This is a genomic window from Streptomyces sp. SID12488 (genome assembly GCF_010548275.1).
Taxonomy (GTDB): Bacteria; Actinomycetota; Actinomycetes; order Streptomycetales; family Streptomycetaceae; genus Streptomyces.
Window position 1 is genome coordinate 348,630 of the sequence record NZ_JAAGLT010000001.1, and the last position, 22,287, is coordinate 370,916.

At 71.0% G+C, this 22,287-nt stretch carries 22 protein-coding genes; 16 read left to right on the forward strand and 6 right to left on the reverse strand.

What is annotated here, in order from left to right; translation table 11 throughout:
• Nucleotides 1-54: 54 nt before the first annotated feature.
• Nucleotides 55-1,062 (reverse strand): winged helix-turn-helix domain-containing protein, encoded by a 1,008-nt coding sequence (locus G3I56_RS01505; protein ID WP_164406671.1) that lies wholly within the window; start codon nt 1,060-1,062, stop codon nt 55-57.
• A gap of 145 nt (nt 1,063-1,207) precedes the next feature.
• On the opposite strand from G3I56_RS01505, the gene G3I56_RS01510 reads away from it, so the two are divergent.
• The 3 genes from G3I56_RS01510 to G3I56_RS01520 all read left to right on the forward strand — a co-directional run bounded on the left by G3I56_RS01510 (nt 1,208) and on the right by G3I56_RS01520 (nt 2,943).
• The gene (locus G3I56_RS01510) at nt 1,208-1,657 is read left to right on the forward strand and encodes a peptidoglycan-binding domain-containing protein (RefSeq protein ID WP_164406672.1); all 450 of its coding nucleotides are present in this window, start codon (nt 1,208-1,210) and stop codon (nt 1,655-1,657) included.
• Nucleotides 1,658-1,735: 78 nt separating this feature from the next.
• Nucleotides 1,736-2,134 carry a peptidoglycan-binding protein gene (locus G3I56_RS01515; protein WP_164406673.1) on the forward strand — a complete coding sequence of 133 codons (399 nt, stop codon included), beginning with the start codon at nt 1,736-1,738 and terminating at the stop codon, nt 2,132-2,134.
• Nucleotides 2,135-2,166: 32 nt separating this feature from the next.
• Entirely contained in the window at nt 2,167-2,943 is a 777-nt protein-coding gene (locus tag G3I56_RS01520) for a peptidoglycan recognition family protein (RefSeq protein ID WP_164406674.1), read from the forward strand.
• A gap of 31 nt (nt 2,944-2,974) precedes the next feature.
• Here the strand turns inward: G3I56_RS01520 and G3I56_RS01525 are convergent, their stop codons facing one another.
• Nucleotides 2,975-3,937, reverse strand: a complete 963-nt coding sequence (locus G3I56_RS01525; RefSeq protein ID WP_164406675.1) for an EamA family transporter — start codon at nt 3,935-3,937, stop codon at nt 2,975-2,977.
• Nucleotides 3,938-4,065: 128 nt separating this feature from the next.
• On the opposite strand from G3I56_RS01525, the gene G3I56_RS01530 reads away from it, so the two are divergent.
• Nucleotides 4,066-4,575, forward strand: a complete 510-nt coding sequence (locus G3I56_RS01530) for a MarR family transcriptional regulator (protein WP_164406676.1) — start codon at nt 4,066-4,068, stop codon at nt 4,573-4,575.
• 89 nt (nt 4,576-4,664) lie between these two features.
• On the opposite strand, the gene G3I56_RS01535 is transcribed toward G3I56_RS01530, so the two are convergent.
• The 3 genes from G3I56_RS01535 to G3I56_RS01545 all read right to left on the reverse strand — a co-directional run bounded on the left by G3I56_RS01535 (nt 4,665) and on the right by G3I56_RS01545 (nt 7,382).
• Nucleotides 4,665-4,928, reverse strand: coding sequence for a hypothetical protein (locus G3I56_RS01535; protein ID WP_164406678.1), 264 nt, complete (start codon nt 4,926-4,928; stop codon nt 4,665-4,667).
• A gap of 108 nt (nt 4,929-5,036) precedes the next feature.
• Entirely contained in the window at nt 5,037-7,166 is a 2,130-nt protein-coding gene (gene malQ, locus G3I56_RS01540) for a 4-alpha-glucanotransferase (RefSeq protein WP_239134629.1), read from the reverse strand.
• Nucleotides 7,167-7,382 (reverse strand): hypothetical protein, encoded by a 216-nt coding sequence (locus tag G3I56_RS01545; RefSeq protein ID WP_343239832.1) that lies wholly within the window; start codon nt 7,380-7,382, stop codon nt 7,167-7,169.
• Between the two features lie 166 nt (nt 7,383-7,548).
• On the opposite strand from G3I56_RS01545, the gene G3I56_RS01550 reads away from it, so the two are divergent.
• The 3 genes from G3I56_RS01550 to G3I56_RS01560 all read left to right on the forward strand — a co-directional run bounded on the left by G3I56_RS01550 (nt 7,549) and on the right by G3I56_RS01560 (nt 10,347).
• On the forward strand, nt 7,549-8,082 hold the full coding sequence (locus G3I56_RS01550) for a PadR family transcriptional regulator (protein WP_164406680.1): 534 nt from the start codon (nt 7,549-7,551) through the stop codon (nt 8,080-8,082).
• Nucleotides 8,079-8,813 (forward strand): ABC transporter ATP-binding protein, encoded by a 735-nt coding sequence (locus tag G3I56_RS01555; RefSeq protein WP_164406682.1) that lies wholly within the window; start codon nt 8,079-8,081, stop codon nt 8,811-8,813. Before G3I56_RS01550 ends, G3I56_RS01555 begins: the two co-directional genes overlap by 4 nt.
• Nucleotides 8,814-8,952: 139 nt before the next feature.
• Nucleotides 8,953-10,347 carry an ABC transporter permease gene (locus G3I56_RS01560; RefSeq protein WP_164406684.1) on the forward strand — a complete coding sequence of 465 codons (1,395 nt, stop codon included), beginning with the start codon at nt 8,953-8,955 and terminating at the stop codon, nt 10,345-10,347.
• Nucleotides 10,348-10,498: 151 nt separating this feature from the next.
• On the opposite strand, the gene G3I56_RS01565 is transcribed toward G3I56_RS01560, so the two are convergent.
• Entirely contained in the window at nt 10,499-11,035 is a 537-nt protein-coding gene (locus tag G3I56_RS01565) for an HNH endonuclease (RefSeq protein ID WP_164320750.1), read from the reverse strand.
• A gap of 336 nt (nt 11,036-11,371) precedes the next feature.
• Here G3I56_RS01565 and G3I56_RS01570 point away from each other — a divergent pair, with 336 nt between their 5' ends.
• The 9 genes from G3I56_RS01570 (at nt 11,372) to G3I56_RS01610 (ending at nt 22,277) form a co-directional block, all read left to right on the forward strand.
• Nucleotides 11,372-12,475, forward strand: coding sequence for a mechanosensitive ion channel family protein (locus tag G3I56_RS01570; RefSeq protein WP_164406685.1), 1,104 nt, complete (start codon nt 11,372-11,374; stop codon nt 12,473-12,475).
• A gap of 209 nt (nt 12,476-12,684) precedes the next feature.
• The gene (locus G3I56_RS01575) at nt 12,685-13,896 is read left to right on the forward strand and encodes an ROK family transcriptional regulator (protein ID WP_164406686.1); all 1,212 of its coding nucleotides are present in this window, start codon (nt 12,685-12,687) and stop codon (nt 13,894-13,896) included.
• An 82-nt stretch (nt 13,897-13,978) separates the two neighbouring features.
• On the forward strand, nt 13,979-15,316 hold the full coding sequence (locus tag G3I56_RS01580; protein ID WP_164406687.1) for an ABC transporter substrate-binding protein: 1,338 nt from the start codon (nt 13,979-13,981) through the stop codon (nt 15,314-15,316).
• A gap of 2 nt (nt 15,317-15,318) precedes the next feature.
• A complete protein-coding gene (locus tag G3I56_RS01585; protein ID WP_164406688.1) occupies nt 15,319-16,263 on the forward strand; it encodes a sugar ABC transporter permease in 945 nt (314 codons plus the stop codon).
• Nucleotide 16,264: 1 nt separating this feature from the next.
• Nucleotides 16,265-17,161, forward strand: coding sequence for a carbohydrate ABC transporter permease (locus G3I56_RS01590; protein WP_164406689.1), 897 nt, complete (start codon nt 16,265-16,267; stop codon nt 17,159-17,161).
• A gap of 7 nt (nt 17,162-17,168) precedes the next feature.
• Nucleotides 17,169-18,434, forward strand: a complete 1,266-nt coding sequence (locus tag G3I56_RS01595) for a 6-phospho-beta-glucosidase (RefSeq protein ID WP_164406690.1) — start codon at nt 17,169-17,171, stop codon at nt 18,432-18,434.
• The gene (locus G3I56_RS01600) at nt 18,425-19,396 is read left to right on the forward strand and encodes a BadF/BadG/BcrA/BcrD ATPase family protein (protein WP_164406691.1); all 972 of its coding nucleotides are present in this window, start codon (nt 18,425-18,427) and stop codon (nt 19,394-19,396) included. Before G3I56_RS01595 ends, G3I56_RS01600 begins: the two co-directional genes overlap by 10 nt.
• A 216-nt stretch (nt 19,397-19,612) precedes the next feature.
• Nucleotides 19,613-21,094: a hypothetical protein gene (locus G3I56_RS01605; RefSeq protein ID WP_239134630.1), complete on the forward strand. Its 1,482-nt coding sequence runs from the start codon at nt 19,613-19,615 to the stop codon at nt 21,092-21,094.
• Between the two features lie 118 nt (nt 21,095-21,212).
• Nucleotides 21,213-22,277, forward strand: a complete 1,065-nt coding sequence (locus G3I56_RS01610) for a glutamate ABC transporter substrate-binding protein (RefSeq protein ID WP_239134631.1) — start codon at nt 21,213-21,215, stop codon at nt 22,275-22,277.
• Nucleotides 22,278-22,287: the final 10 nt, after the last annotated feature.

The following is a 22,287-nucleotide window of genomic DNA, read 5'->3' on the forward strand; positions in this document are numbered from 1 at the left end:
ATGCTTGCGCCGGGGTGCCCCGATGCCGGACGCCTCGTGCTCCCCTGCCCGATGTCAGACCGGGGCCGTCCGGGAGTTCTGTCCGCCGGCCCGCAGCAGGGCGGCGCCCGGGGGCGTCAGGGTGTGCAGGACGGACGGGCCGTGGCGGTGGCTGACCAGGAGGCCCGCGTCGCGCAACACGGTGGTGTGGCGGGTGGCGGACGCCGCGGAGACCCCTGCCGCGCGGGCGAGTTCGCCGGTCGTGGCGCCTGTGGCCGTCGCCCGGAGGATGATGGCGCGGGTCTCGCCCAGGAGCGCGGAAAGCGGGGCCCGGGCCTTTTGCGCACCGGTCTCGTCGGTGCGGGGGGCCGCATGCCGCAGTGGGTAGGCGAGCACGGGCGGGAGATCCGAGTCGGCCAGCGACACCGGGCCGCCCCAGCAGAAGTACGAGGGGACCAGCGTCAGGCTGCGCCCGTCCAGGTGCAGGTCACGGTCCTCGCAGTAGTCGATCTCGAGCGTGGGACGCCGCCAGCGCATATACGGCCCCAGCCCGGCCAGGAGCCCGTCCGTGCCGCCGTCCAGCAGGTCCCGGGCGCGGGCGGAGCGGTCGGCGTCGACGTGCGCCTGCATGTGATCGCGGTGCGGACGGATCGCGACGTCGTAATAAGTCCGGATCGTTCGGACGAATTCCTTGCGCGTCGTGATGTCGGGTAATTGCCGGGTCCAGTCGGGAGCACCGTTCACTTGGTCCAGAATGTTCAGTTCTCGCAGCACACGCTTACGGGGGACGTCAAGGATCGCCTCCAGGCCCGCGTCCAGACCTTCGGACGCCTCGGCGGGCGTGAGGAAGTCCGGAAAATAGGTTCCCCCTGGATAAAGGGGACGCAACACGCTGCGGACGACGGGCGCGAGGCCCTTCGCGTACAGCGCCTCGCGTGCGCTGCGATGCCAATCGGCGTACGCCCACAGGCCCTTGCGGCTCTGGAAACGGCGCAGGCTGAAGCAGATTTCCCAGAGCGGATCCGGCCTGGCCGCCACCTGAACGCGCGCGAGATCGGCGTCCGTGAAGTGGATTCGGAGCATTCAAGTCCCTCCCCTGACCATGGCTTTTACGCTCAGGCGGAAAAGTATGTCGATGCTGTGAGGAGACTGACAAGGTCATATCGGAAGCCGTTCACGGATCGTCCAAAAAAAGATCCGTGCGACCAACGATCCTGTGGGGAAACGAATGCGACCGAGTATTTTGTCCAGGTCACTCATCAGTGCCGCCACCGTCGCCGCGATTGCCGGCGGAAGCCTGCTGGGCACGAGCGTCGGGTTCGCGGCTGCCGCGCCTGCCACCCAGGCCACGGCGAGCACCCAGTCCGCCAGCATCCTCGCGACGCAGAACTTCGGTCTCAGCTCCGCGCGGGCCAAGAAGGTCCAGGGCTGGCTGGCGACGTACTGGAACTACAACGACGGCATCGACGGAGAGCTCGGCACCAACAGCTGGAAGGCCTTCCAGCGCTGCCTGGCGACGTACTACGGCTACACCGGTGCGATCGACGGAGACCCGGGCGTGAACACGATCAAGGCGCTGCAGCGCCTGCTGCAGAGCTACGGCTACACGGGCGGCATCGACGGGGACGCCGGCTCGGGCACCCGCGCCGCGTTCGCGAGGTTCGCCGACTCGCGCTGAGTGTTCCGGCCGGTCGAGCGGCGTGTCCCGACGGGGGAGGACACGCCGCTCGACCGCCGCATTTTCTGGGGAGACAGTATGCGCACACGTGTCCACCGCTCGGCTCTCGTCCACGCCGCCGCCGTACTGGCACTGGCCGCGGGAGGGGCACTCCTCACCGGCGCCCCCAGGGCGACCGCCGCGAGCGCCGCCGCGGCCGAGACCAACTGCGACTACATCGACGACGCGGCCCGGCCCACAGTCGACCCCGGCAGCACGGGTGACGCGGTCCGTCAGGTGCAGTGCCTGATCAACTACTACAGCGGGTACCCCAACTGGCTGGAGGAGGACGGGGGTTACGGCCCGAGGACGCTGGCCGGCGTCCACTGGGTGCAGACCTGCAACGCGACCACAGGCGGCGCGGACGGCGTCGTGGGCCCCAGCACCTGGTCCCGGCTCTACGCCCCGAAGGACGCCTGCGCCATCTCGGCCCTCTGAGACCGCATCCCGCCACCAGGAAGAGGCCCACGATGAGACGCCCGGACCTTCCCGGCTCCCGGACCACCGGACAGCCGCTGCTCCCGCTGCCCCCGTTGCCCCCGTTGCCCCCGTTGCCCCGGCGGACGTTCCTGACCGCCCTCGGCGTCGGCGCCGCGCTGGGCGCGCTGCCCCACCCCGCCTCGGCCTCGCCCGCCGTCTCCGCCGCGTACACGCTGCTGTCCCGTGCGGACTGGGGCGCCGACGAGACCCTGCGCTTCGCCGCCGGCGGCGAGCTCTGGCCGTCCGAGTACTACCCGGTCCAGACGCTCACCGTCCACCACACCGACGACGGCAGCTCGGACCCGGACCCGGCCGCCGTGGTGCGCGCGATCTACCGTACCGACGCCGCCGAATACGGCGACATGGGCTACAACTACCTGATCGACAAGGCCGGTCTGGTGTACGAGGGCCGCTGGTCCGGCACCGACGGCACGCCCGCCCACGACGCCTCGGGGCGGATGGTCACCGGCGCGCACGTCAAGGGGTACAACTCCGGGAACATCGGCATCGCCCTGCTGGGAACGCTGACCACCACTCCCGCGTCGGCCGCCGCACGCACCGCCCTGGTCCGACTCCTGGCCGACCTCGCCGGGCGGCACGCGCTCTCCCCCTTGGGCAAGGTGGTCTACGTCAACCCGGTCAGCGGGGTCAGCCGACCCGCGCCGGTCATCGGCGGCCACCGCCACTGGGCGGCCACCGACTGCCCCGGCACGCTGTACACCGCCATGCCGTCGATCCGCGACGAGGTCGCCGCCCTGCTCGCCTGACCGGCCCGGCCGTCTACCCACACCCGCCTGCTCAGCGGCGCGACGCCGGCACGGGAACCCGAGGCTTCTCCGCTCCGGAACCGGAACCGGGCCGCGATCCCGTCTCCGCCCCCCTCGCCGCCGTGACCCCGCGCACGCCCGTCTGTCCCACCACGGTCGCCCCGAACGCCAGCCCCATGCCCGCCAGTTGGACCGGCGTGAGGGCCTGACCGAGCGCTGCCCAGCCGACGAACGCGGCGGTCAGCGGGGACAATGGACCGAGGAAGGTGACCTGGGTCGCGGTGAGCCGGCCGATGCCGCGGAACCAGAGCCAGTACGCCACCGCCGTGTTCGCCAGCGCGAGGTAGAGGTACCCGGCGGCGGCCCGGCCGTCCAGCGCGGGCGGAGCACCCTCGACCAGCAGGGCGAGGGGCGCGATGAGCAGGCCTCCGGCGGTCAGCTGCCAGCCGGTGAGGGCGAGCGGGCCCACGCCGTCCGGGCGGCCCCAGCGCTTCGTCAGGACGATGCCCGTCGACATCGACGCGGTGGAGGCGAGGGCGGCCACCACGCCCAGGGCATCCAGCTCCCCGGCCGCCCTCAGCACGACCAGACTGACGCCGAGCGCCGCCGCGACTCCGGTGAGCAGGGTGCGTACGGTCGGCCGCTCGCCCAGGAGCACCGCCGCGAGCCCGGCGACGAACAGCGGGCCGACCGACCCGACGGCAGCCGCCATACCGCCCGGCAGCCGGTACGCGGACAGGAACAGCAGCGGGAAGAAGGCGCCGATGTTGAACGCACCGAGGACCGTGGCCTTCCACCACCAGGCGCCGCGCGGCAGCACCCGGGTGATCGCGAGCAGGAGGAGACCGGCGGGCAGGGCGCGCAGGAGGGCGGTGAAGAGGGGCCGGTCGGGCGGGAGGAACTCCGTGGTGACCGCGTAGGTGGTGCCCCAGGAGATGGGCGCCAGGGCGGTGAGGGCGATGACGGGGACGAGGGCGGAGCGGTTCGCGGGCATGGGCGCACCCTTCGAGGTAGGTCGGCAATAAGTAGCTTAGCGTTAAGCGACTTAGCGTCAAGCTACTTGCTGGAGGGCTGCTTTCTTGCGAGTGACCGTTCGGCCCGGGGTTCGGCGATACTCGGCCCATGAGTGCACAGCCGCCGCAGCACAGGGACCCCGTCGACGCGATCATCGACCAGTGGGCGGTGGTGCGGCCCGATCTCGACACCATCGCGATGGAGGTCTTCGGGCGCGTCTATCGGCTCTCGCGTGCGATGGGCGACCGGCTGGAGGAGGCGTACGCGCGGTTCGGGATCGCGCGCGGCGAGTTCGACGTGCTCGCGACCCTGCGCCGGTCGGGCGAGCCGTACACGCTCTCGCCGCGCCAGCTGTCGTCGACGCTGATGCTCACCACCGGCGGGATGACCGGCCGCCTCGACAAGCTGGAGCGGGCCGGGCTGCTGCGCCGCTCGCCCGACCCCCATGACCGGCGCGGCCTCCAGGTCACCCTGACCGAGGAGGGACTGAGCCGTATCGACGAGGCGGTCGGTGTCGGCCTCGCCGTTCAGACGGAGGCCCTGGCCGCCCTCGGCACCGGGAAGGCGGGCCAACTGGCCGACCTGCTGCGGGAGCTGCTGGCGGCGACGGACGGCTGAGAACACGCCGAGGGCGCCGTTCCCACTCCATGCATGACGGGGTGGGAACGGCGCCCTCGGAACGAGAGATCAGGTCAGGTCAGGTCGGGTCAGACCTTGGCCTTGGCAGGCCTGGCGGCCTTCGGGGCGCGGTCCGAGGACTTGTCCAGGACCATCACCAGACCCGCGATGACCACGAACAGGCCGATCGGGGCGACAACGTAGAGGCCCAGCGTCTCGATGACGCTCAGGCCTTTGCCGGGGTCGTCACCGTCGTCGCGGGTGAGCGCGAGCGCGGGAGACGTCATGAGCAGCATCATCAGCGTCGTACCGGCGACCAGGGCGCCGGCGCGCAGGGCGTTCGTCTTGTCCACGGTGCAAAAGTAGCGAACGCCCGGCGGGGCCGCGCGCCCGGGGTGCCGTATGAGGGGTACGGGCGCCCCGCGAAGGTCCCGGAGCGCCCGCCGTCGATGAGGGAACGCTCAGGGACTCTCCTCCCGCAGCACCTCCATCAGGGCCCACAGCCGTGACGATCCCGCCAGCTCCTCCAGCGTCACCGGCCTGCCCTCCGCGTCGGCGATGGGCAGCCGCCAGTTCGGGTACTGGTTCCACGTGCCCGGCAGGTTCTGCGGGCGGCGGTCGCCGACGCCGTCCGGGAGCCAGACGCCGATCATGCGGGCCGGGGTGCGCAGCAGATAGCGGTGGACGGCCTGGATCTCGGCCTCCTCCGCCTCCCCCGAGAGACCGCCGCTTTCCCCCTTCAGCAGGCCGAGGCGGGAGAGCAGGGTCAGCCACTCGCTCGTGTCGGCGGCGGCTTCGGCCCGCTCCTGCGCCAGAGGGTTGGTCAACAGGCCCAGCCGGTCGCGGAGTTCGACATGGTCGCCGGTGAGTCGGGAGGCCGTCGGCGGCAGGTCGTGGGTGGTGACGGTGGCGAGGCAGTCGGCACGCCAGTGCTCGGGGGGCAGGGGGCGTCCGTCGCCGTTCCAGTCGCGTTCGAACCAGAGCACGGACGTGCCGAGCACCCCGCGCTCGTGCAGCGTCTCCCGCACCCCCGGCTCCACGGTGCCCAGGTCCTCGCCGATCACGATCGCCCCGGCCCGCGAGGCCTCCAGCGCGAGGACGGCGAGCATGGCCTCGGCGTCGTACCGGACGTACGCCCCTTCCGTCGGCGCCAGCCCCTGGGGCACCCACCAGAGCCGGAACAGGCCCATGACGTGGTCGATGCGCAGGGCGCCCGCGTAGCCGAAGAGGGACCGCAGCAGCTGGCGGTACGGGGCGTAGCCGGACTCGGCCAGGCGGTCCGGTCTCCAGGGCGGCAGACCCCAGTCCTGGCCGCGCGCGTTGAAGGCGTCCGGGGGCGCGCCGACCGACATGCCGGCCGCGAAGTACTCCTGCTGCACCCAGGCGTCGGCACCCCCGGGATGCACTCCGACGGCGAGGTCGTGCACGATCCCGACCGGCATGCCCGCGTCGCGTGCCGTCCGCTGGGCGTCGGTGAGCTGGGTGTCGGTGAGCCAGGCGAGGCGGCAGTGGAAGTCGACGCGGTCCATCAACTCGCCCCGGGCACGGGCGGTTTCGGCCGACCGGGGGTCCTGGAGTTCCGCCGGCCAGCGCGACCACTCCGAACCGTGCACCTCGGCCAGCGCGCACCAGGTGGCGTGGTCCTCCAGCGCCTCACCGGCCCGCGCGAGGAAGTCGGAGTACGCCGCCTGCCGCCCGGGGCCGAGCGGTACGGCGCACACCAACTCCAGGGCCTCGCGCTTGAGTTCCCACACGGCATCCCGGTCGATCAGCTCGTCCTTGTCCAGCACGGACTCCCGCAACCGCCCGGCCCGCTCCAGCAGCCCGCGCACCCGCTCACGGTGTTCGGCCTCCCCGATGTACGCGAACTCGGGGATGTCCTCGATCCGCAGATGCACGGGATCGGGGAAGCGACGGGAGGACGGCCGGTACGGGGACGGGTCGGTCGGCGCCCCGGGAACTGCCGCGTGCAACGGGTTGACCTGCACGAATCCGACGCCGAGCGCCCGCCCGGCCCAGGCGCTCAGCTCACCGAGGTCACCCAGGTCGCCCATGCCCCAGGAGCGCCGGGACAGGAGGGAGTAGAGCTGGACGAGAAGGCCGTACGAGCGTCCGGTGGGCGTGGGCAGCCGGGCCGGGGCGACGACGAGGTGGGCGCGGGCGGTGCGGCCGTCGGGCGCGAGGGCATCCAACTCGTGCACCCCGGGCGGGAGCCGGTCGACGGAGTCGCAGGTCTCGCCCTGTTCGGTGTGGATGCGCAGACGCGTCCCCTCGGGCAGTGCGGCCAGCGCGGTCGCCGTACCGTCGGCGCCGCACACCACCGTGGGTGGCAGCAGCCGTGCCGCCAGTTCCCGTTCCCGGGTGTCGAGGGCGGCCCGGACGGCCTCCGGGGTCGTGGCGTCGACGCCGAGCGCGGCCAGTACGGCGACGAGCGCGGAGTCGGAGGCCGCGACCGCGTGGTCCGGGGAGGGGCTGAAGGAGGGGGCGACGCCGTGCAGCTCGGCGAGGCGGGCGAGCGCGAGCCGTTCCCCGGCCCCGCTCTCGCCGTCCTCGTGGCTCCCGGCGGGTTCGGCCGGCCCGTGTACGGACATCTACAGCCCCGCGGGGTCCGACAGCGCCGGGACCGGACCCTCGTACAGCCCTGTGGGGTCCGCTTCGGCGTCGGCGTGCTCGCTCGTCATGGCCTCGGCGTCGGCGAGCGGGGGCTCGCTGGTGAGGGGCTCGGCGGCGGGCAGCGGCGGCTCGCTGGTGAGCGGCGCCTCGGTGGCGGCGCTCTCGGCGCTGAAGATGTGGGCCGGTACGGCCACGGAGGCCTCCTTGTCGCGTACGACGGCTGGCGGCGGTTGGCGGGTTTCTTTCGCAGCCCTACCCATTGGGCGCGACCGCAGACGTAGGTGAACGGACGAACCACGGTACCGCCCTCACCCAGGGTTACTATTCACTCAGTACATGTAGCGAGTGCATAATGAGGCCATGAGCACCCGCCACATCCTGTTGGGGCTGCTCGCCGGGGGGCCCAGCCATGGCTATGACCTCAAGCGACGGCACGACGAACGCTTCCCGCAGGCCCGGCCGTTGGCCTACGGGCAGGTCTACACGACCCTGCAGCGCCTGGTGCGCGACGGGCTCGCGGAGGTCGACGGCACCGACGCGGATGGCGGCCCGGAGCGGACCAGGTACCGGGCGACCGGCGACGGGGAGCGTGAACTCGCGGACTGGGTACGGCAGATCAGCGCGCCCGCGCCGCACGTCGTCAACGAGATCTTCGCCAAGGTCGTCGTCGCGATCCTGGCCGGCGGGGACCCGGCGGCGTATCTGCTGGACCAGCGCGCCGCGCACATGGCGCGGATGCGGGAGCTGACGGCGGTCAAGACCGCGCCGGGCTCGGACCTCTCGACCGTGCTCTCGGCGGACTACGCCCTCAACCACCTTGACGCCGACCTCCGTTGGATGACCACCACGGTGGGCCGGCTCACCACACTGACCGCGGAGGTCGACACGGCATGACCACCACCAACGGGGAAACGCCCGGCGGGGACACGGCACCACCGCTCCTCGCGGCCCGCCGCCTGTCCAAGACGCACGGCAGGACACCCGCGCTGCGCGGCGCCTCGGTCGAGCTGCGGGCCGGCGAGATCCTGGCCGTCACGGGGGCCAGCGGCAGCGGGAAGTCGACGCTGCTCCACTGTCTGGCGGGCATCGTCCGGCCGGACCTGGGCACCGTCGAGTACGCCGGGGAGCGGCTCGACACACTGCCCGAGCGGCGGCTGAGCGAGCTGCGGCGCACCGAGTTCGGGGTCGTCTTCCAGTTCGGGCAGCTGATTCCCGAGCTGACCGCCCTCGACAACGTGGCGCTGCCGCTGCTGCTCGCCGGGACCGCGCGGGGAGCGGCGCACGAGCGGGCGGGCGAGTGGCTAGAACGGTTCGGGGTCCTCGGGCAGCAGATGCTGCGGCCGGGCGAGCTGAGCGGCGGGCAGGCGCAGCGCGTCTCGCTGGCCCGGGCCCTGGTCACCGGCCCGAAGGTGGTCTTCGCCGACGAGCCGACCGGCGCGCTGGACTCCCTCGCGGGCGAGCAGGTGATGACGGCGCTGACGCACACGGCTCGCGAGTCCGGCACGGCGGTCCTGCTGATCACGCACGACGCCCAGGTGGCGGCGTACGCGGACCGCGAGCTCAGGCTGAGCGACGGCGCCGTGGTCACCGACGGGGCCGAGACCTCGGCGGAGGTGGCGTTGTGACACCGACCGGCATTCCCGACGGCGGCTCCACGGCGACCGTCTCGCCCCCCGCCCGCCGACCCGGCCGCTCCCATGTTCCGCACTCCGGCCGTCGGGTCCGGCCGGGCGACACGGCCACGGATTCCCAGGCGGTGGCCTCGTGACATCGGCATCCGACGAGGTTTCCCCCAGGAGCCGCAAGGGCTCCCTGTGGGCCGATGTGCGGCTCGCCTGGCTGCTCACCCGGGGTTCCGACCGGCGGGAGTGGTGGCGGGTCGCGCTCACGGCGGGCGGGGCGGCGCTCGCCACCGGGTTCGCGGTGGCCGCCGTGGCCGTCGCCTCGGTGCGCGGGCAGTACTACGTGTCGTTCGGCTCCGGGTTGCTGAACCACCAGGGTGAACGCTCCGGGATGGTCCTCGTCCTCGTGCTGCTGCTCGTGCCCGTGCTCGGGTTTCTCGGGCAGTGCGCGCGGGTCGGGGCCGTGCACCGGGACCGGCGGCTGGCCACGCTGCGGCTGGCGGGGGCCGCCCCCGCGCAGGTGCGGCGGATCGCGGCGCTGGAGACGGGGCTCGCCTGTCTGCTCGGCACGGCGCTCGCCACCATGTCCTGCGTGCTGTTCCTGCTGGGCGAGTGGCACCAGCCGCCGGTTGTCGTCTGGTTCGGGATCGCGCTGGTCACGGCGGCCGTACCGGTGCTGGGCGCGCTGGTGGGCGTACTGGCGCTGCGCCGCGTGGTCGCCTCGCCGCTGGGCCGGGTACGCCGGGTGCCCCCGCGCGAGGGGCGTGGTCCGGGGATGCCGGTCCCGATGGCGGCCCTGGGTCTGCTGTTCGTGGGGCTGCTGCTGGCGCCGGCCACGTTCGGCGGGTACGAGACCGCGCCGGTGCTGGTGTTCGCCGTGGTGACCGTCACCGGTATGGGCGCCCTGTGGCTGACCGGTGCCACCGCCCGGTTCACGGGGCGGATCCTGGCGGCCCGTACCGCCGATCCGGCGACGCTGATCGCGGCGGAGCGGCTGCGCGACGACCCGTGGGCCGCCGCGCGCACCCATGCGGCGGTGCTGCTGGTGACCATCGTGGGCACGGGGTTCGTCGGCGTCCGGGAGGTGCTGCTGACCTCGCTGCGCGACCGCGGCCGGAGCAACCTGGCCGCGCCCATGTCCTTCTACACGACCGGCGTCGACCTGACCGGCGCCGCCGTGCTGGTCGCCCTGGTGATCACGCTCTGCGGGCTCGGCGTGGGCACCGCCGAGTCGGTGGCCAACCGCCGCCGGGGCCTGGCCGCGCAGACCGCCGCCGGAGTCCCGCGCACGGTGCTCGGCCGGGCACTGCTCCTGGAGACGGCCCTGCCGCTGGCGCCGCCGATGCTGCTGGCGGGCGCCGGAGGGCTGCTGATCGGCGGCTGGTTCGCGGGAATCGCCCACGACGGCAGCCGTTCGGTGCCGTACACGGCGCTGCTGGTCCCGCCGGCGGTGTACGTGTGCTGTCTGCTCGCCGCGGCCACATCACTGCCGCTGTTGCGCCGTTCGGTGCATCCGGCGGAGCTCAGGTACGTGTGAGCGGCCGGGCATGAGTGATCCGGCCCCTGGGGAACGGGGGTCCCCGGGGGCCGGATCGCATCCGTACCGCACAACCAACTCGTACAGGCGTTCGGGTAATCCATATTCAGACCGTATTCAAGCCGTATTCAGGTATATGAAAGCCCGGACGTCAGGCTGAGATGCCGTCGATCCGGGCCATCGCGTCGTCCGCGCCGTACGGCTGCAGGTACGGCAGCCAGCGCGGGTCCCTGTGTCCGGTGCCGATGATGCGCCAGGCGAGACCTGTGGGCGGGGCGGGTTTGTGGCGCAGCCGCCAGCCGATCTCGAAGAGATGCCGGTCGGCCTTGGTGTGGTTGCAGCGACGGCACGACGCCACCACGTTGTCCCAGCGGTGCTGACCGCCACGGGACTTCGGGATGACGTGGTCGACGCTGGTCGCGGCGGCGCCGCAGTACATGCACCGGCCGCCGTCGCGGGCGAACAGCGCCCTACGGGTCAGTGGAACGGGCCCCCGGTAAGGGACCCGTACGAACCTCTTCAGCCGGACCACGCTGGGTGCGGGGACAGTTACGGTCGCGCTGTGCATGAAGGCGCCCGACTCCTCCAGGGAGACAGCCTTGTTCTCCAGGACGAGGACGAGCGCGCGGCGGAGCGGTACGACGCCGAGTGGCTCGTACGACGCGTTGAGTACCAGGACATGCGGCACGGATGCCTCCTTGGGCGTCGGCGGCACGTGGCTCGCGCCGGGACGATCTGTAGTCAGTCTCCCCTCTCGCCCGGCGGCTGCGCCACCACGTCCCGGTAACGGGCTGGGAGTGTTTTCGACCACACCTCGCGTTCATGACCCGGGACCACACCCTCTTCATCCCCAGGTGAGCACGGTCTCTCCCTCGAACATGGCGCCGATCCGCTCACGTTGCCCCGTTAGTGTGGTGGATCTGCCCTTCCGGTGACCTTTCCGTGACCTGAATGACAGGCTCGACGACGAGCCGACCGACGTAACCATCCGTACCGGGGGCAGGCCGCTCTGGAGGTACCCCCCGTGTCATTGCCCGCCGTCCTACTGGCCGCCGGTTCGTCACCGTCACCGACTCCCACGGAGTCACCGACCGCGTTGGTCCCGTCGCTCCAGGACGCCCAGGACAGCGCGACGAACGCCGCCAGCTGGGTCGAGCAGAACTGGTCCACCTGGCTGGCGATCGGCCTCAAGGTCCTGCTGATCATGGTGATCGCGGTGGCGCTGAGAGTGGCCGTACGGCGGGCTATCACCAAGCTGATAGACCGGATGAACCGCACGGTCCAGGCGGCCGACGGCCCGGCCGGCGGTACGGCGCTGGGCAGCCTGCTGGTCAATGTCGAGCGTCGCCGTCAGCGCTCCCAGGCGATCGGCTCCGTGCTGCGCTCGGTGGCGAGCTTCATCATCCTGGGCACCGCCGCCCTGATGGTCCTCTCCGCGTTCCAGATCAACCTGGCCCCACTGCTGGCCTCAGCCGGTGTAGCGGGCGTGGCGATCGGTTTCGGCGCCCGCAACCTGGTGACGGACTTCCTCTCCGGCGTGTTCATGATCCTGGAGGACCAGTACGGCGTCGGCGACACCATCGACGCGGGGGTGGCGTCGGGCGAGGTGATCGAGGTCGGCCTGCGGGTGACGAAGCTGCGCGGCGACCAGGGCGAGATCTGGTACGTCCGGAACGGCGAGGTCAAGCGCATCGGCAACCTCTCCCAGGGCTGGGCGACGGCCGGCGTCGACGTGACCGTCCGCGCCGACGAGGACCTGGAGCGGCTGAAGGCGAACCTCGCCGAGGTCAGCGAGAAGATGAGCCGTGAGGAGCCCTGGAACGAGCTGCTGTGGGGCCCGGTCGAGATCCTGGGCCTGGACAGCGTCCTCCTGGACTCGATGGTGATCCGCCTCACGGCGAAGACGATGCCCGGCAAGTCCCTGACGGTGGAACGCGAACTGCGCTGGCGCGTCAAGCGGTCCCTGGACGCGGCGGGCATCCGCATCGTCGGCGGCACCACGGTCATCCCGGAGGAGGAGCCCTTGGACCCGACGGCAGCGGTCGCGGCCCCCTCGGTGTACTCCAACGCGGGCTCCCCGCAGGCGGAGGCGGCCTCCCCGATCACACCGGCGCGAACAGTCAGGTAACCGGCACGAAACACGAAGCAGCCTGCACGAGAGGCGGCGCCCCGATTCGGGGCGCCGCCTTTTCTCGTTGCGCTCTCATTGCCGCTCTCTCATTGCCCCTTGACGTCCCCCTTGGTCCGGTTCTATCTTCTCGCCATCCGATAGGAAACCTTCCTAACAGTCATCACCGTTGTGAAAAGCTGGGCACGGAAAGGCAGGTGCAGTCACCCATGGCAGGAACCGCAGGCACGCCCGGCACCCCTCGCGTCCTGCGCGCCATGAACGACCGGGCCGCCCTGGACCTGCTCCTGGAGCACGGCCCCCTGTCCCGCACCCGGATCGGCAAGCTCACCGGCCTCTCCAAGCCGACCGCCTCACAGCTCCTCGCCCGCCTGGAAGCGGCGGGGCTGGTCCTGGCGACCGGCACCACCGAGGGCCGACCCGGCCCCAACGCCCAGCTGTACGAGGTCAACCCGACCGCCGCGTACGCCGCCGGGCTCGACGTCACCCCCGAACGCGTCCTCGCCGCGGTCGCCGACATCACCGGCCGGACCGTGGGCGAGTACGCCCTGCCCACCCCCGGCAAACGCCCCGCCAGGCCCGTCGTCCAACAGGTCACCGACGCCCTGGACGGCGCGGTCAAGGCGGCCGGACTGGCCCGGTCCGACCTCCGGCGCCTCGTCATCGGAACCCCGGGCGCCTTCGACCCGGGCACCGGCCGGCTGCGCTACGCCGCACACCTCCCCGGCTGGCACTCTCCGACCCTCCTCGACGAACTCGCCGCCGCGCTGCCGATGCCGGTGGAGTACGAGAACGACGTGAACCTCGTCGCCATCGCCGAACAACGGCTCGGCGCGGCCAGAGGGCACGACGACTTCGTACTGCTCTGGAACGAGGGCGGACTCGGTGCCGCGCTCGTCCTCGGCGGCCGGCTGCACCGCGGCTGGACCGGCGGCGCCGGCGAGGTCGGCTTCCTGCCCGTGCCGGGCACACCCCTGGTCCGGCAGGTCAGCAGGGCCGGCAGCGGCGGCTACCAGGAGCTCGCCGGTTCGCAGGTCATCCCCCGGCTCGCCCGCGAGCTGGGTATCACCCCCGTCCCGAACGGCCCGTACGCCGAGGTCGCAGCAGCCCTCGTCGCCCAGGCCGCCGACATCAACGCGGGGCCCCACCGGCGGCTCCTCGAAACGTACGCGACCGGCCTGGCCACCGGTCTGGCCTCGCTCGTCTCCGTCCTCGACCCCGAACTCGTCGTCCTGAGCGGCGCCTCCCTCACCGCGGGCGGCGAACCCCTGCGCGGTCTGGTCCAGGCCGAGCTGGAGGAACTGGCCGCGACCCGGCCCCGGCTGGTCGTGGGCGACGTACGCGAACACCCCGTGCTGCGGGGCGCGCTGGAGAGCGCCCTCGCGGCAACCCGCGACGAGGTCTTCGACACCTCCCGCTGAGCGCTCCTCTTCCTGATTCACCTCCTGCTTCACCCCTCACCAGTCCCGTGCCCTGCTTCGCCCTTCCCTGGGAGACCTCGCCATGCCCGGAATATCAAGAAAAGTCGCCGCCGCACTCGCCGTCACCGCCTCGACAGCCCTCCTCGCCACGGCCTGTACGGGCCAGTCCTCCTCGGGCAGCCAGGACGACGCCTCGAAGGACACGACCATCACCTTCTGGCACGCCTGGAGCGCGCCGAACGAGGTGGCGGGCGTGAAGGCGCTGATCGCCGGCTTCGAGAAGGCCCACCCCAACATCCACGTGAACGTCGTCGGCAACATGACCGACGACAAGATGAACCAGGCGCTGCGCGCGGGCGGCAGCAAGGCACCCGACGTGATCTCGTCGTTCACCACCAACGGCGTCGGCAAGTTCTGCTCGTCGGGTGCGCTGGTCGACCTGAACCCGCTCTTCGAGAAGGCGGGCATCGACCCGGCGACCACCTTCCCGAAGGCGATGAGCGAGTACACCCAGTTCGACGGCAACCGCTGCGCCGTCCCGCTGCTCGGCGACGCGTACGGCCTCTATTACAACAAGACCGCCTTCAAGGCGGCCGGCATCACCAGCCCGCCGAAGACCTGGTCCGAGTTCGAGGCCGACGCCAAGAAGCTGACCATCAGCAAGGGCGACACCTACTCCCAGCTCGGTTTCATGCCGAACTACCACGGCTGGGAGACGACCACCGAGCACTACATGGGCCAGTTCGGGCCGACGTACTTCGACAAGTCCGGGAAGTCGACGGTCGCCACCGACCCGGCCGTCGCCGACGCCTTCGCCGTGCAGAAGAAGCTGGTCGACGACCTCGGCGGCTTCAAGAAGCTGGAGAAGTACCGCTCCGGCCTCGGTGACGAGTGGGGCCCCAAGCACCCCTTCCAGACCGGCCAGGTGGCCATGCAGCTGGACGGCGAGTGGCGGCTGGGCATGGCGCTGGACGCGAAGCCCGACTTCGAGATCGGCGTCGCCCCGCTGCCCGTGCCCGACGACCAGGCCGACCAGTACGGCAAGGGCTACATCACCGGCACCATCGCGGGCATCGCCGCCACCAGCAAGAAGCAGAACGCGGCCTGGGACCTGGTGAAGTACATCACCACCGACACGGACGCGGTGGTCGGCTTCTCCAACGCGATCCACAACGTGCCCTCGACGCTCGCGGCGCTGAAGTCCCCGAAGCTGAAGTACGACCCGCGCTTCAAGACGTTCCTGGACATCGCCGCGGACCCCAACTCGACCACCTCGCCGGCCTCGATCAACGGCGGCGTCTACCTCACCACCATCCAGGAACTCGGCTACGACTACGAGAGCGGCAAGGTCACCGACCTGCAGGCGGGCCTGAAGAAGGCCGCCGCGCAGATCGACACGGACATCGCGCAGGCGAAGTAGCCATGGCCGCCACCTACACCCTCCGGGCGAAGCACCGGCGTTCGAGGCTGCGCACCCTCGCCTTCCTCTCGCCCTGGCTGATCGGTTTCACGGTCTTCTTCGCGTACCCGATGATCTCGACGGTCTACTTCTCGTTCATGCACTACGACGGCTTCAAGCCGCCGACCTGGGTCGGGACGAAGAACTGGAAGTACGTCTTCGAGTCCTACCCCTTCTTCTGGCCCGCCCTGCGCAACACGCTGTGGCTGGTCGTGATCATGGTGAGCCTGCGGGTCCTGTTCGGACTCGGGATCGGCATGCTCATCACGAAGATCAAGACGGGTACGGGCGTCTTCCGCACCCTCTTCTACCTGCCCTACCTGGCCCCGCCGGTCGCCGCGACCATGGCGTTCGCGTTCCTCCTCAACCCCGGTACGGGACCGGTCAACTCCATGCTGGAGAAGATCGACATCCCGGCCCCGGGCTGGTTCAACGACCCCACCTGGTCCAAGCCGGCGCTCACGATGCTGGCCCTGTGGGGCATCGGCGACCTGATGGTGATCTTCATGGCGGCGCTGCTCGACGTACCGAGAGAGCAGTACGAGGCGGCCGAGCTGGACGGCGCGACGCCGTGGCAGCGGTTCCGGTACGTCACGTTGCCGAACATCTCACCGATCATCATGTTCGCCGTCGTCACCGGCGTCATCGGGGCGATGCAGTACTACACACAGCCACTGGTGGCCGGAAAGGTCGCCTCGGGCGTGATCCAGGGCGCGGGCACCATGTTCCAGCCCGGCTACCCCGAGCACTCCACACTCACCCTCCCCCAACTCGTCTACAACCTCGGCTTCCAGCGCTTCGACTACGGCTCCGCCTGTGTCGTCGCCCTGGTGCTGTTCGCCCTCTCGATGGCGTTCACCGCGCTGTTGATGCGGCGCCGGGGCGGTCTCATCCAGGCAGGTGACTGACATGACCCAACTACTGGAACGGCCCGTGGAGTTGAAGGCATCCTCCTCCTCACCCGCCGAGCGCACGGCCCGCCGCAAGGCGCTCCTGGAATGGATCGCGGTCCACTCCCTCGGCGTCGCGGCGGCCCTCTTCTTCACCCTGCCCTTCGTGTTCGTGTTCCTGACCTCGCTGATGAGCGACTCGCAGGCACTCAGCCGGGACCTGATCCCGCACACCTGGGAGTGGTCCAACTACCGCAAGGTGTTCGACACTCCGGGCTTCCTCACCTGGTGGAAGAACACCCTGATCTACGCCGGTCTCGGCACCGTCCTGACCGTCGTGTCCTCCGTCCCCGTGGCCTACGCGCTGGCCAAGTTCCGCTTCCGGGGCCGGAACCTGACGCTCATGCTGGTGATCTCGATGATGATGCTGCCGCCCCAGGTGGTCGTCATCCCGATGTACCTGTTCTGGGCGAAGCAACTGGACCTGTCCGGCACCCTGTGGCCGATGATCATCCCGCTGGCGTTCGGCGACGCGTTCTCGATCTTCCTGCTGCGCCAGTTCCTGATGACGATCCCCAACGAGTACGTGGACGCCGCGAAGGTGGACGGCTGCGGTGATCTGCGCACCCTGCTGAGGGTCGTCCTGCCGATGGCGAAGCCCGGCATCGCCGCCATCGCCCTGTTCCAGTTCTTCAACGCCTGGAACGACTACTTCGGCCCCCAGATCTACGCCTCCGAGAACCCGGGCGCGTGGACCCTGTCCTACGGCCTGGAGTCCTTCAAGGGCGCCCACCACACCGACTGGAACCTCACCATGGCCGCGACCGTGCTGGTCCTGGCTCCCGTGCTCGTCGTGTTCTTCTTCGCGCAGAAGGCGTTCGTCGAAGGCGTCACTCTCACCGGCGTAAAGGGTTGATCCACACATGAAACTCACCGTGGTCGGCGGCGGATCGACCTATACCCCCGAACTCATCGACGGTTTCGCGCGGTTGCGGGACGCCCTGCCCATAGAGGAGCTGGTGCTCGTCGACCCGGCCGCCGAACGGCTGGAGCTGGTCGGCGGCCTCGCCCGGCGCATCTTCGCCAAGCAGGGGCATCCCGGGCGGATCGTCACCACCGACGACCTGGACAAGGGCGTCGAGGGTGCCGACGCCGTCCTGCTCCAACTGCGCGTCGGCGGCCAGGCAGCACGGCAGCAGGACGAGACCTGGCCGCTGGAGTGCGGCTGCGTCGGCCAGGAGACGACCGGCGCGGGCGGCCTCGCCAAGGCGCTGCGCACGGTGCCGGTGGTCCTGGACATCGCAGAGCGCGTCCGCCGGACCAACCCCGCCGCCTGGATCATCGACTTCACCAACCCGGTGGGCATCGTCACCCGCGCCCTCCTCCAGGCCGGCCACAAGGCGGTCGGCCTGTGCAACGTGGCGATCGGCTTCCAGCGGAAGTTCGCCGCCCTGCTGGGGGTGACCCCGGCCGACATCCACCTGGAGCACGTGGGCCTCAACCACCTCACCTGGGAGACGGGCGTCCGCCTGGGCGGCCCCGAGGGCGAGGACGTCCTCCCCCGGCTGCTGACCGAACACGGCGACCGGATCGCCGACGACCTCCGTCTTCCGCGCTCGGTACTCGACCGCCTGGAGACGGTGCCCTCCTACTACCTGCGCTACTACTACGCCCACGACAACGTCGTACGGGAACTGCGCACCAAGCCCTCCCGGGCGGCCGAGGTCGCGGCGATGGAGGAGGAACTGCTGCGCATGTACGGCGATCCGGCCCTGGCCGAGAAACCGGAGCTGCTGGCCAAGCGCGGGGGCGCCTTCTACTCGGAGGCGGCGGTGGACCTGGCCGCGTCACTGCTCGGCGGGGGCGGCAATCCCTACCAGGTGGTGAACACGTACAACAAAGGGACACTGCCGTTCCTGCCGGACGACGCGGTCATCGAGACGCAGGCCGCGGTGGGCCGGCAGGGCGCCACTCCCCTGGCCGTCCCGGCTGTCGACCCCCTGTACGCGGGGCTGATCGCCAACGTCACCGCATACGAGGAACTGGCCCTGGAGGCCGCTCTGCAGGGCGGACGGAACCGGGTCTTCCGGGCACTGCTCGCGCATCCGCTCGTCGGCCAGTACGACTACGCCGACACCCTCACCGACACCCTGATCGCGCACAACCGGGAGCATCTCGCGTGGGCATGACCGCACACGTCCTCGCCATCGACGCGGGCAACAGCAAGACCGACGTGGCAGTGGTCGCGGCCGACGGGGAGGTGCTGGCCACCGCGCGGGGCGGGGGGTTCCGGCCGCCTGCCGACGGTCTTGACACGGCGGTCTCCGGGCTGGCCGACGCCGTCGCCGAGGCGTTCACCGCCGCCGGGGTCTCGTCCGTCGACCGGGTCTCGGCGTGTCTGGCGAACGCCGACTTCCCCGTGGAGGAACGGCAGTTCGCCGCCGCGCTGCACGCACGCGCGTGGGGCGCGAGTGTCGACGTACGCAACGACACCTTCGCGATCCTGCGGGCCGGGATCACCGAGCCGCGCGGGGTCGCCGTCGTCTGCGGCGCCGGCATCAACTGCGTGGGGATGACCCCGGACGGCCGCACGGCCCGGTTCCCCGCGCTGGGGCGTGTCTCCGGCGACTGGGGCGGTGGCTGGGGCCTGGCGGAGGAGGCAATGTGGCACGCGGCGCGGGCGGAGGACGGGCGGGGCGGTCCCACAGCCCTGGTGTCCGCCCTGCCCGCCCACTTCGGGCTGAACTCCATGTACGCGCTGATCGAGGCCCTGCATCTGGGGGGCGTCGACAACGCCCGGCGCCACGAGCTGACGCCGGTGCTGTTCGCCACGGCGGCGGACGGTGACCCGGTGGCGTGCGCGCTGGTGGACCGCCTTGCCGACGAGGTGGTGGCCATGGCCTCGGTCGCACTCGGCCGCCTCGGTCTCCTCGAGGAGGAGACCCCGGTCCTGCTGGGCGGGGGTGTTCTCGCGGCCCAGCACGCCCGGTTGACGGACCGCATCACCGAGCTGCTGGCCGCGCGGGCGCCCAAGGCCTTCGCCCGGGTGGTGACGGCGCGGCCCGTGCTGGGGGCGGCGCTGCTCGGCCTGGATCACACGAACGCCCCGGCGGAGGTGCACGCGCGCGTACGACACTTCTACGAGGTCTGACCTGCTTCGTACGGGAACCGAACAGATTCCTCCGGCGTATTCATGGGCAGAGGGGTGGTGCGGGGAGCGCGCATGTGTCCGAATGCATGGCAGCGCGCCCCGGCACAACGCCACCCACCGCGACACAACGCCGCCGCACTGCGATCCGATCAAGATCCAGTCAAGGTCGGTGCGGATTGTCAGTGCCGGGGGCGATACTGGCGGTGACGGATGACCATGGGGGAGGTCACAGTGACATCTACGAGCAGTGCGGCACCACCGGCGCCGGGCTCGCCCGGCCCGTCGGGTGTGCCCGGCACGTCCGCCGCCTCGGGCCTGCCCGCCATCCCCTCCCAGCCGGGCAGGGGCCCCGCTCCCGGGGTCACCCAGCCCCCGCGCCGTACCGCCTTCGCCGAGGGCGTCGACCAGTTGCGGGCCGCCGCGACCACCGAGCCGGGGCGGCTGCGGATCATCGGCGCCCTGCTCGCCGTGCTCGTCGTCGCGTTCGGTGCCGTCACCGCGTGGCAGATGACCGATCGTTCGTCCGCCGCGGACGACGTGCTGAACAACAGCCAGCCCCTCAGCTCCGCCGCCGCGGACATCTACAGCTCCCTCGCGGACGCCAACACCGCCGCCTCCAGCGGCTTCCTGGCCGGCGGTGACGAGACGGCGACCTCCCGCAAGCGTTACCAGGAGGACATCCGCAACGCCGCCGCCAAGCTCTCCGCCGCCGCGACCAACTCCGAGCCGGACTCCGAGTCCGCGAGGACCATCGCCGATCTCAACAAGCTGCTGTCGGAGTACACGGGCTACATCGAGCGGGCCCGTGCCAACAACCGGCTGGGCTTCCCGGTCGGCGGCTCGTACCTGCGGCTGGCGAACGAGACGATGCAGGACCGGATGCTCCCGCAGGCGGAGAAGCTCTACTCCAAGGAGAACCAGCGGCTGGACTCCGACTACGCGGACGCGACCTCGTACCCGTGGGCGGCGATCGGCCTCGGCGTCGCCGTGCTCGGCGCCCTCGTCTGGGCCCAGCGGCGCAACTACCGGCGTACGAACCGGCTGCTGAACCACGGTCTGGTGGCGGCGACGGCCACCGCGACGATCGTCCTGCTGTGGCTGGTCGCCGGGCAGAGTTTCGCCCGCTCGGGGCTGAGCGACTCCTACGACCACGGCATCCGCTCGCTGAACGTGCTGCACAACGCCCGGATCGCCTCCCTCAAGGCGCGCGGCAACGAGAACCTGACGCTGGTGGCGCGCGGCGCGGAGACGGTCGAGCTGAAGGACGGCACGGTCGTCGACGCCTACGACCACGACTTCGAGGGCGACATGAGCGCGCTCGGCAAGGGCCTGGTCGAGGCCGAGGGGCTCGCCGACGACCAGGCGGGCAAGAAGCCGGTCACGTCGGCCGTCGGTGGCATGGAGGAGTGGAAGAAGCGCCACGAGGAGGCGCAGACGGAGTACGAGTCGGGCGACTTCCAGCAGGCGCTCGCCCGCGTCATAGGGGACAAGAGCGACAAGCCGACCGGCGAGTGCTTCGACAGCGTCGACCAGGCGCTGAAGACGGCGATCGGACATGAGCAGACGGAGTTCCAGCAGTCGGCCAGGGACGGCCGGGACGCGATGATCGGCCTCCCGCTGGGCGCCGCGGCTCTCGGGGTGCTGGGCGCGGCGGGCGCGGTGCTCGGCATCGGGCGCAGGCTGTCGGAGTACCGCTGATGCGGTCCGAAGAGGTAAGAACAGTACGGACGCGGATCGAAGCAGCACAGCAGCAGCACGAAGCAGCACAAGGGAGTGCGGCGGCAAGGGAGTTCGGGCGATGAGAGGGGGCGGGACGATGAACGCACAGCGGCTTCCGCGGAGTCCGCGCACCGGTCTCCGGGCTCTGCGGGCCGGACTGCGGGGCTGGGGCGGTGTCGGGGCGATGGCGGCCGTCTGCGCCCTCGTGGTGGCCTGCACGCTGCTGCTGCTCCCGCTGACCCGGCCGCCCGGCGACGGCGGTACGGAGACGGGTGGCCAGGGGGTCGCCGAGGGCGTCCAGGCGAAGGTCGCGGCGGAGTGCGAGAACCCGCAGGACCAGAGCCCGTTGCCGTCTCCGCTGGACGGGAAGACGATCGCGGCGATCAAGGCCCGTAAGGACCCGCGGCTGATCGTCGGCGTCGACCAGAACAGCTACCGCTGGGGCTACCGCGATCCGAACGGCGGCAAGTCGGCGGAGCTGGAGGGCTTCGACATCGACCTGGTCCACCGGATAGCGAAGGACATCCTCGGCGACGAGAAAGCCGTCCAGTTCAAGGCCATCCCGACCAACCAGCGCATCCCGGCGATCAAGGCCGGCCGCGTCGACATGATCGTCCGCACGATGACGATCACCTGTAAGCGCCTGGAGGACGTGGCGTTCTCCGCTCCGTACTTCCTCACCGGGCAGCAGGTCCTCGCGCCCAAGGAGTCCTCGGTCAAGGGGTACGACAAGACGCTCGCCGGCAAGCGGATCTGCTCGGCGTCGGGCTCCACGGCGCTCGAGCAGCTGAAGACGGACCAGGCCGCGAAGAAGGCCGGGGTCGCCTCCGCCGACATCAAAACGACAGTCCCCAGCCAGCTCGACTGTCTCGTCCGGCTCCAGCTCGGCCAGGTGGACGCCGTGGTGACCGACGGCGCGCTCGCCGCGAGCCAGGCGGCGCAGGACCCGACGGTGGAGCTGAAGGGCGACACGTTCACCACCGACTACTACGGCGTGGCGGTGCAGAAGGGTGCGAACGACCTGGCGGCCCGGGTCAATCTCATACTGAAGCAGTACATCGCCGACGGCGGCTGGCAGGCGTCGTACGACAAGTGGCTGTCTCCGACCCTCGGCAGCAAATCGGAGTCGGCGAAGCCGCCGCTGCCCCACTACAAGAACTGACGTTCACCGA

Coding starts and splice junctions, on each gene's coding strand:
- G3I56_RS01505 (WP_164406671.1), bottom strand. CDS start 1,062: ATGCTCCGAATCCACTTCACGGACGCCGATCTCGCGCGCGTTCAGGTG.
- G3I56_RS01510 (WP_164406672.1), top strand. CDS start 1,208: ATGCGACCGAGTATTTTGTCCAGGTCACTCATCAGTGCCGCCACCGTC.
- G3I56_RS01515 (WP_164406673.1), top strand. CDS start 1,736: ATGCGCACACGTGTCCACCGCTCGGCTCTCGTCCACGCCGCCGCCGTA.
- G3I56_RS01520 (WP_164406674.1), top strand. CDS start 2,167: ATGAGACGCCCGGACCTTCCCGGCTCCCGGACCACCGGACAGCCGCTG.
- G3I56_RS01525 (WP_164406675.1), bottom strand. CDS start 3,937: ATGCCCGCGAACCGCTCCGCCCTCGTCCCCGTCATCGCCCTCACCGCC.
- G3I56_RS01530 (WP_164406676.1), top strand. CDS start 4,066: ATGAGTGCACAGCCGCCGCAGCACAGGGACCCCGTCGACGCGATCATC.
- malQ (WP_239134629.1), bottom strand. CDS start 7,166: ATGTCCGTACACGGGCCGGCCGAACCCGCCGGGAGCCACGAGGACGGC.
- G3I56_RS01550 (WP_164406680.1), top strand. CDS start 7,549: ATGAGCACCCGCCACATCCTGTTGGGGCTGCTCGCCGGGGGGCCCAGC.
- G3I56_RS01555 (WP_164406682.1), top strand. CDS start 8,079: ATGACCACCACCAACGGGGAAACGCCCGGCGGGGACACGGCACCACCG.
- G3I56_RS01575 (WP_164406686.1), top strand. CDS start 12,685: ATGGCAGGAACCGCAGGCACGCCCGGCACCCCTCGCGTCCTGCGCGCC.
- G3I56_RS01580 (WP_164406687.1), top strand. CDS start 13,979: ATGCCCGGAATATCAAGAAAAGTCGCCGCCGCACTCGCCGTCACCGCC.
- G3I56_RS01585 (WP_164406688.1), top strand. CDS start 15,319: ATGGCCGCCACCTACACCCTCCGGGCGAAGCACCGGCGTTCGAGGCTG.
- G3I56_RS01590 (WP_164406689.1), top strand. CDS start 16,265: ATGACCCAACTACTGGAACGGCCCGTGGAGTTGAAGGCATCCTCCTCC.
- G3I56_RS01595 (WP_164406690.1), top strand. CDS start 17,169: ATGAAACTCACCGTGGTCGGCGGCGGATCGACCTATACCCCCGAACTC.
- G3I56_RS01605 (WP_239134630.1), top strand. CDS start 19,613: ATGGGGGAGGTCACAGTGACATCTACGAGCAGTGCGGCACCACCGGCG.
- G3I56_RS01610 (WP_239134631.1), top strand. CDS start 21,213: ATGAACGCACAGCGGCTTCCGCGGAGTCCGCGCACCGGTCTCCGGGCT.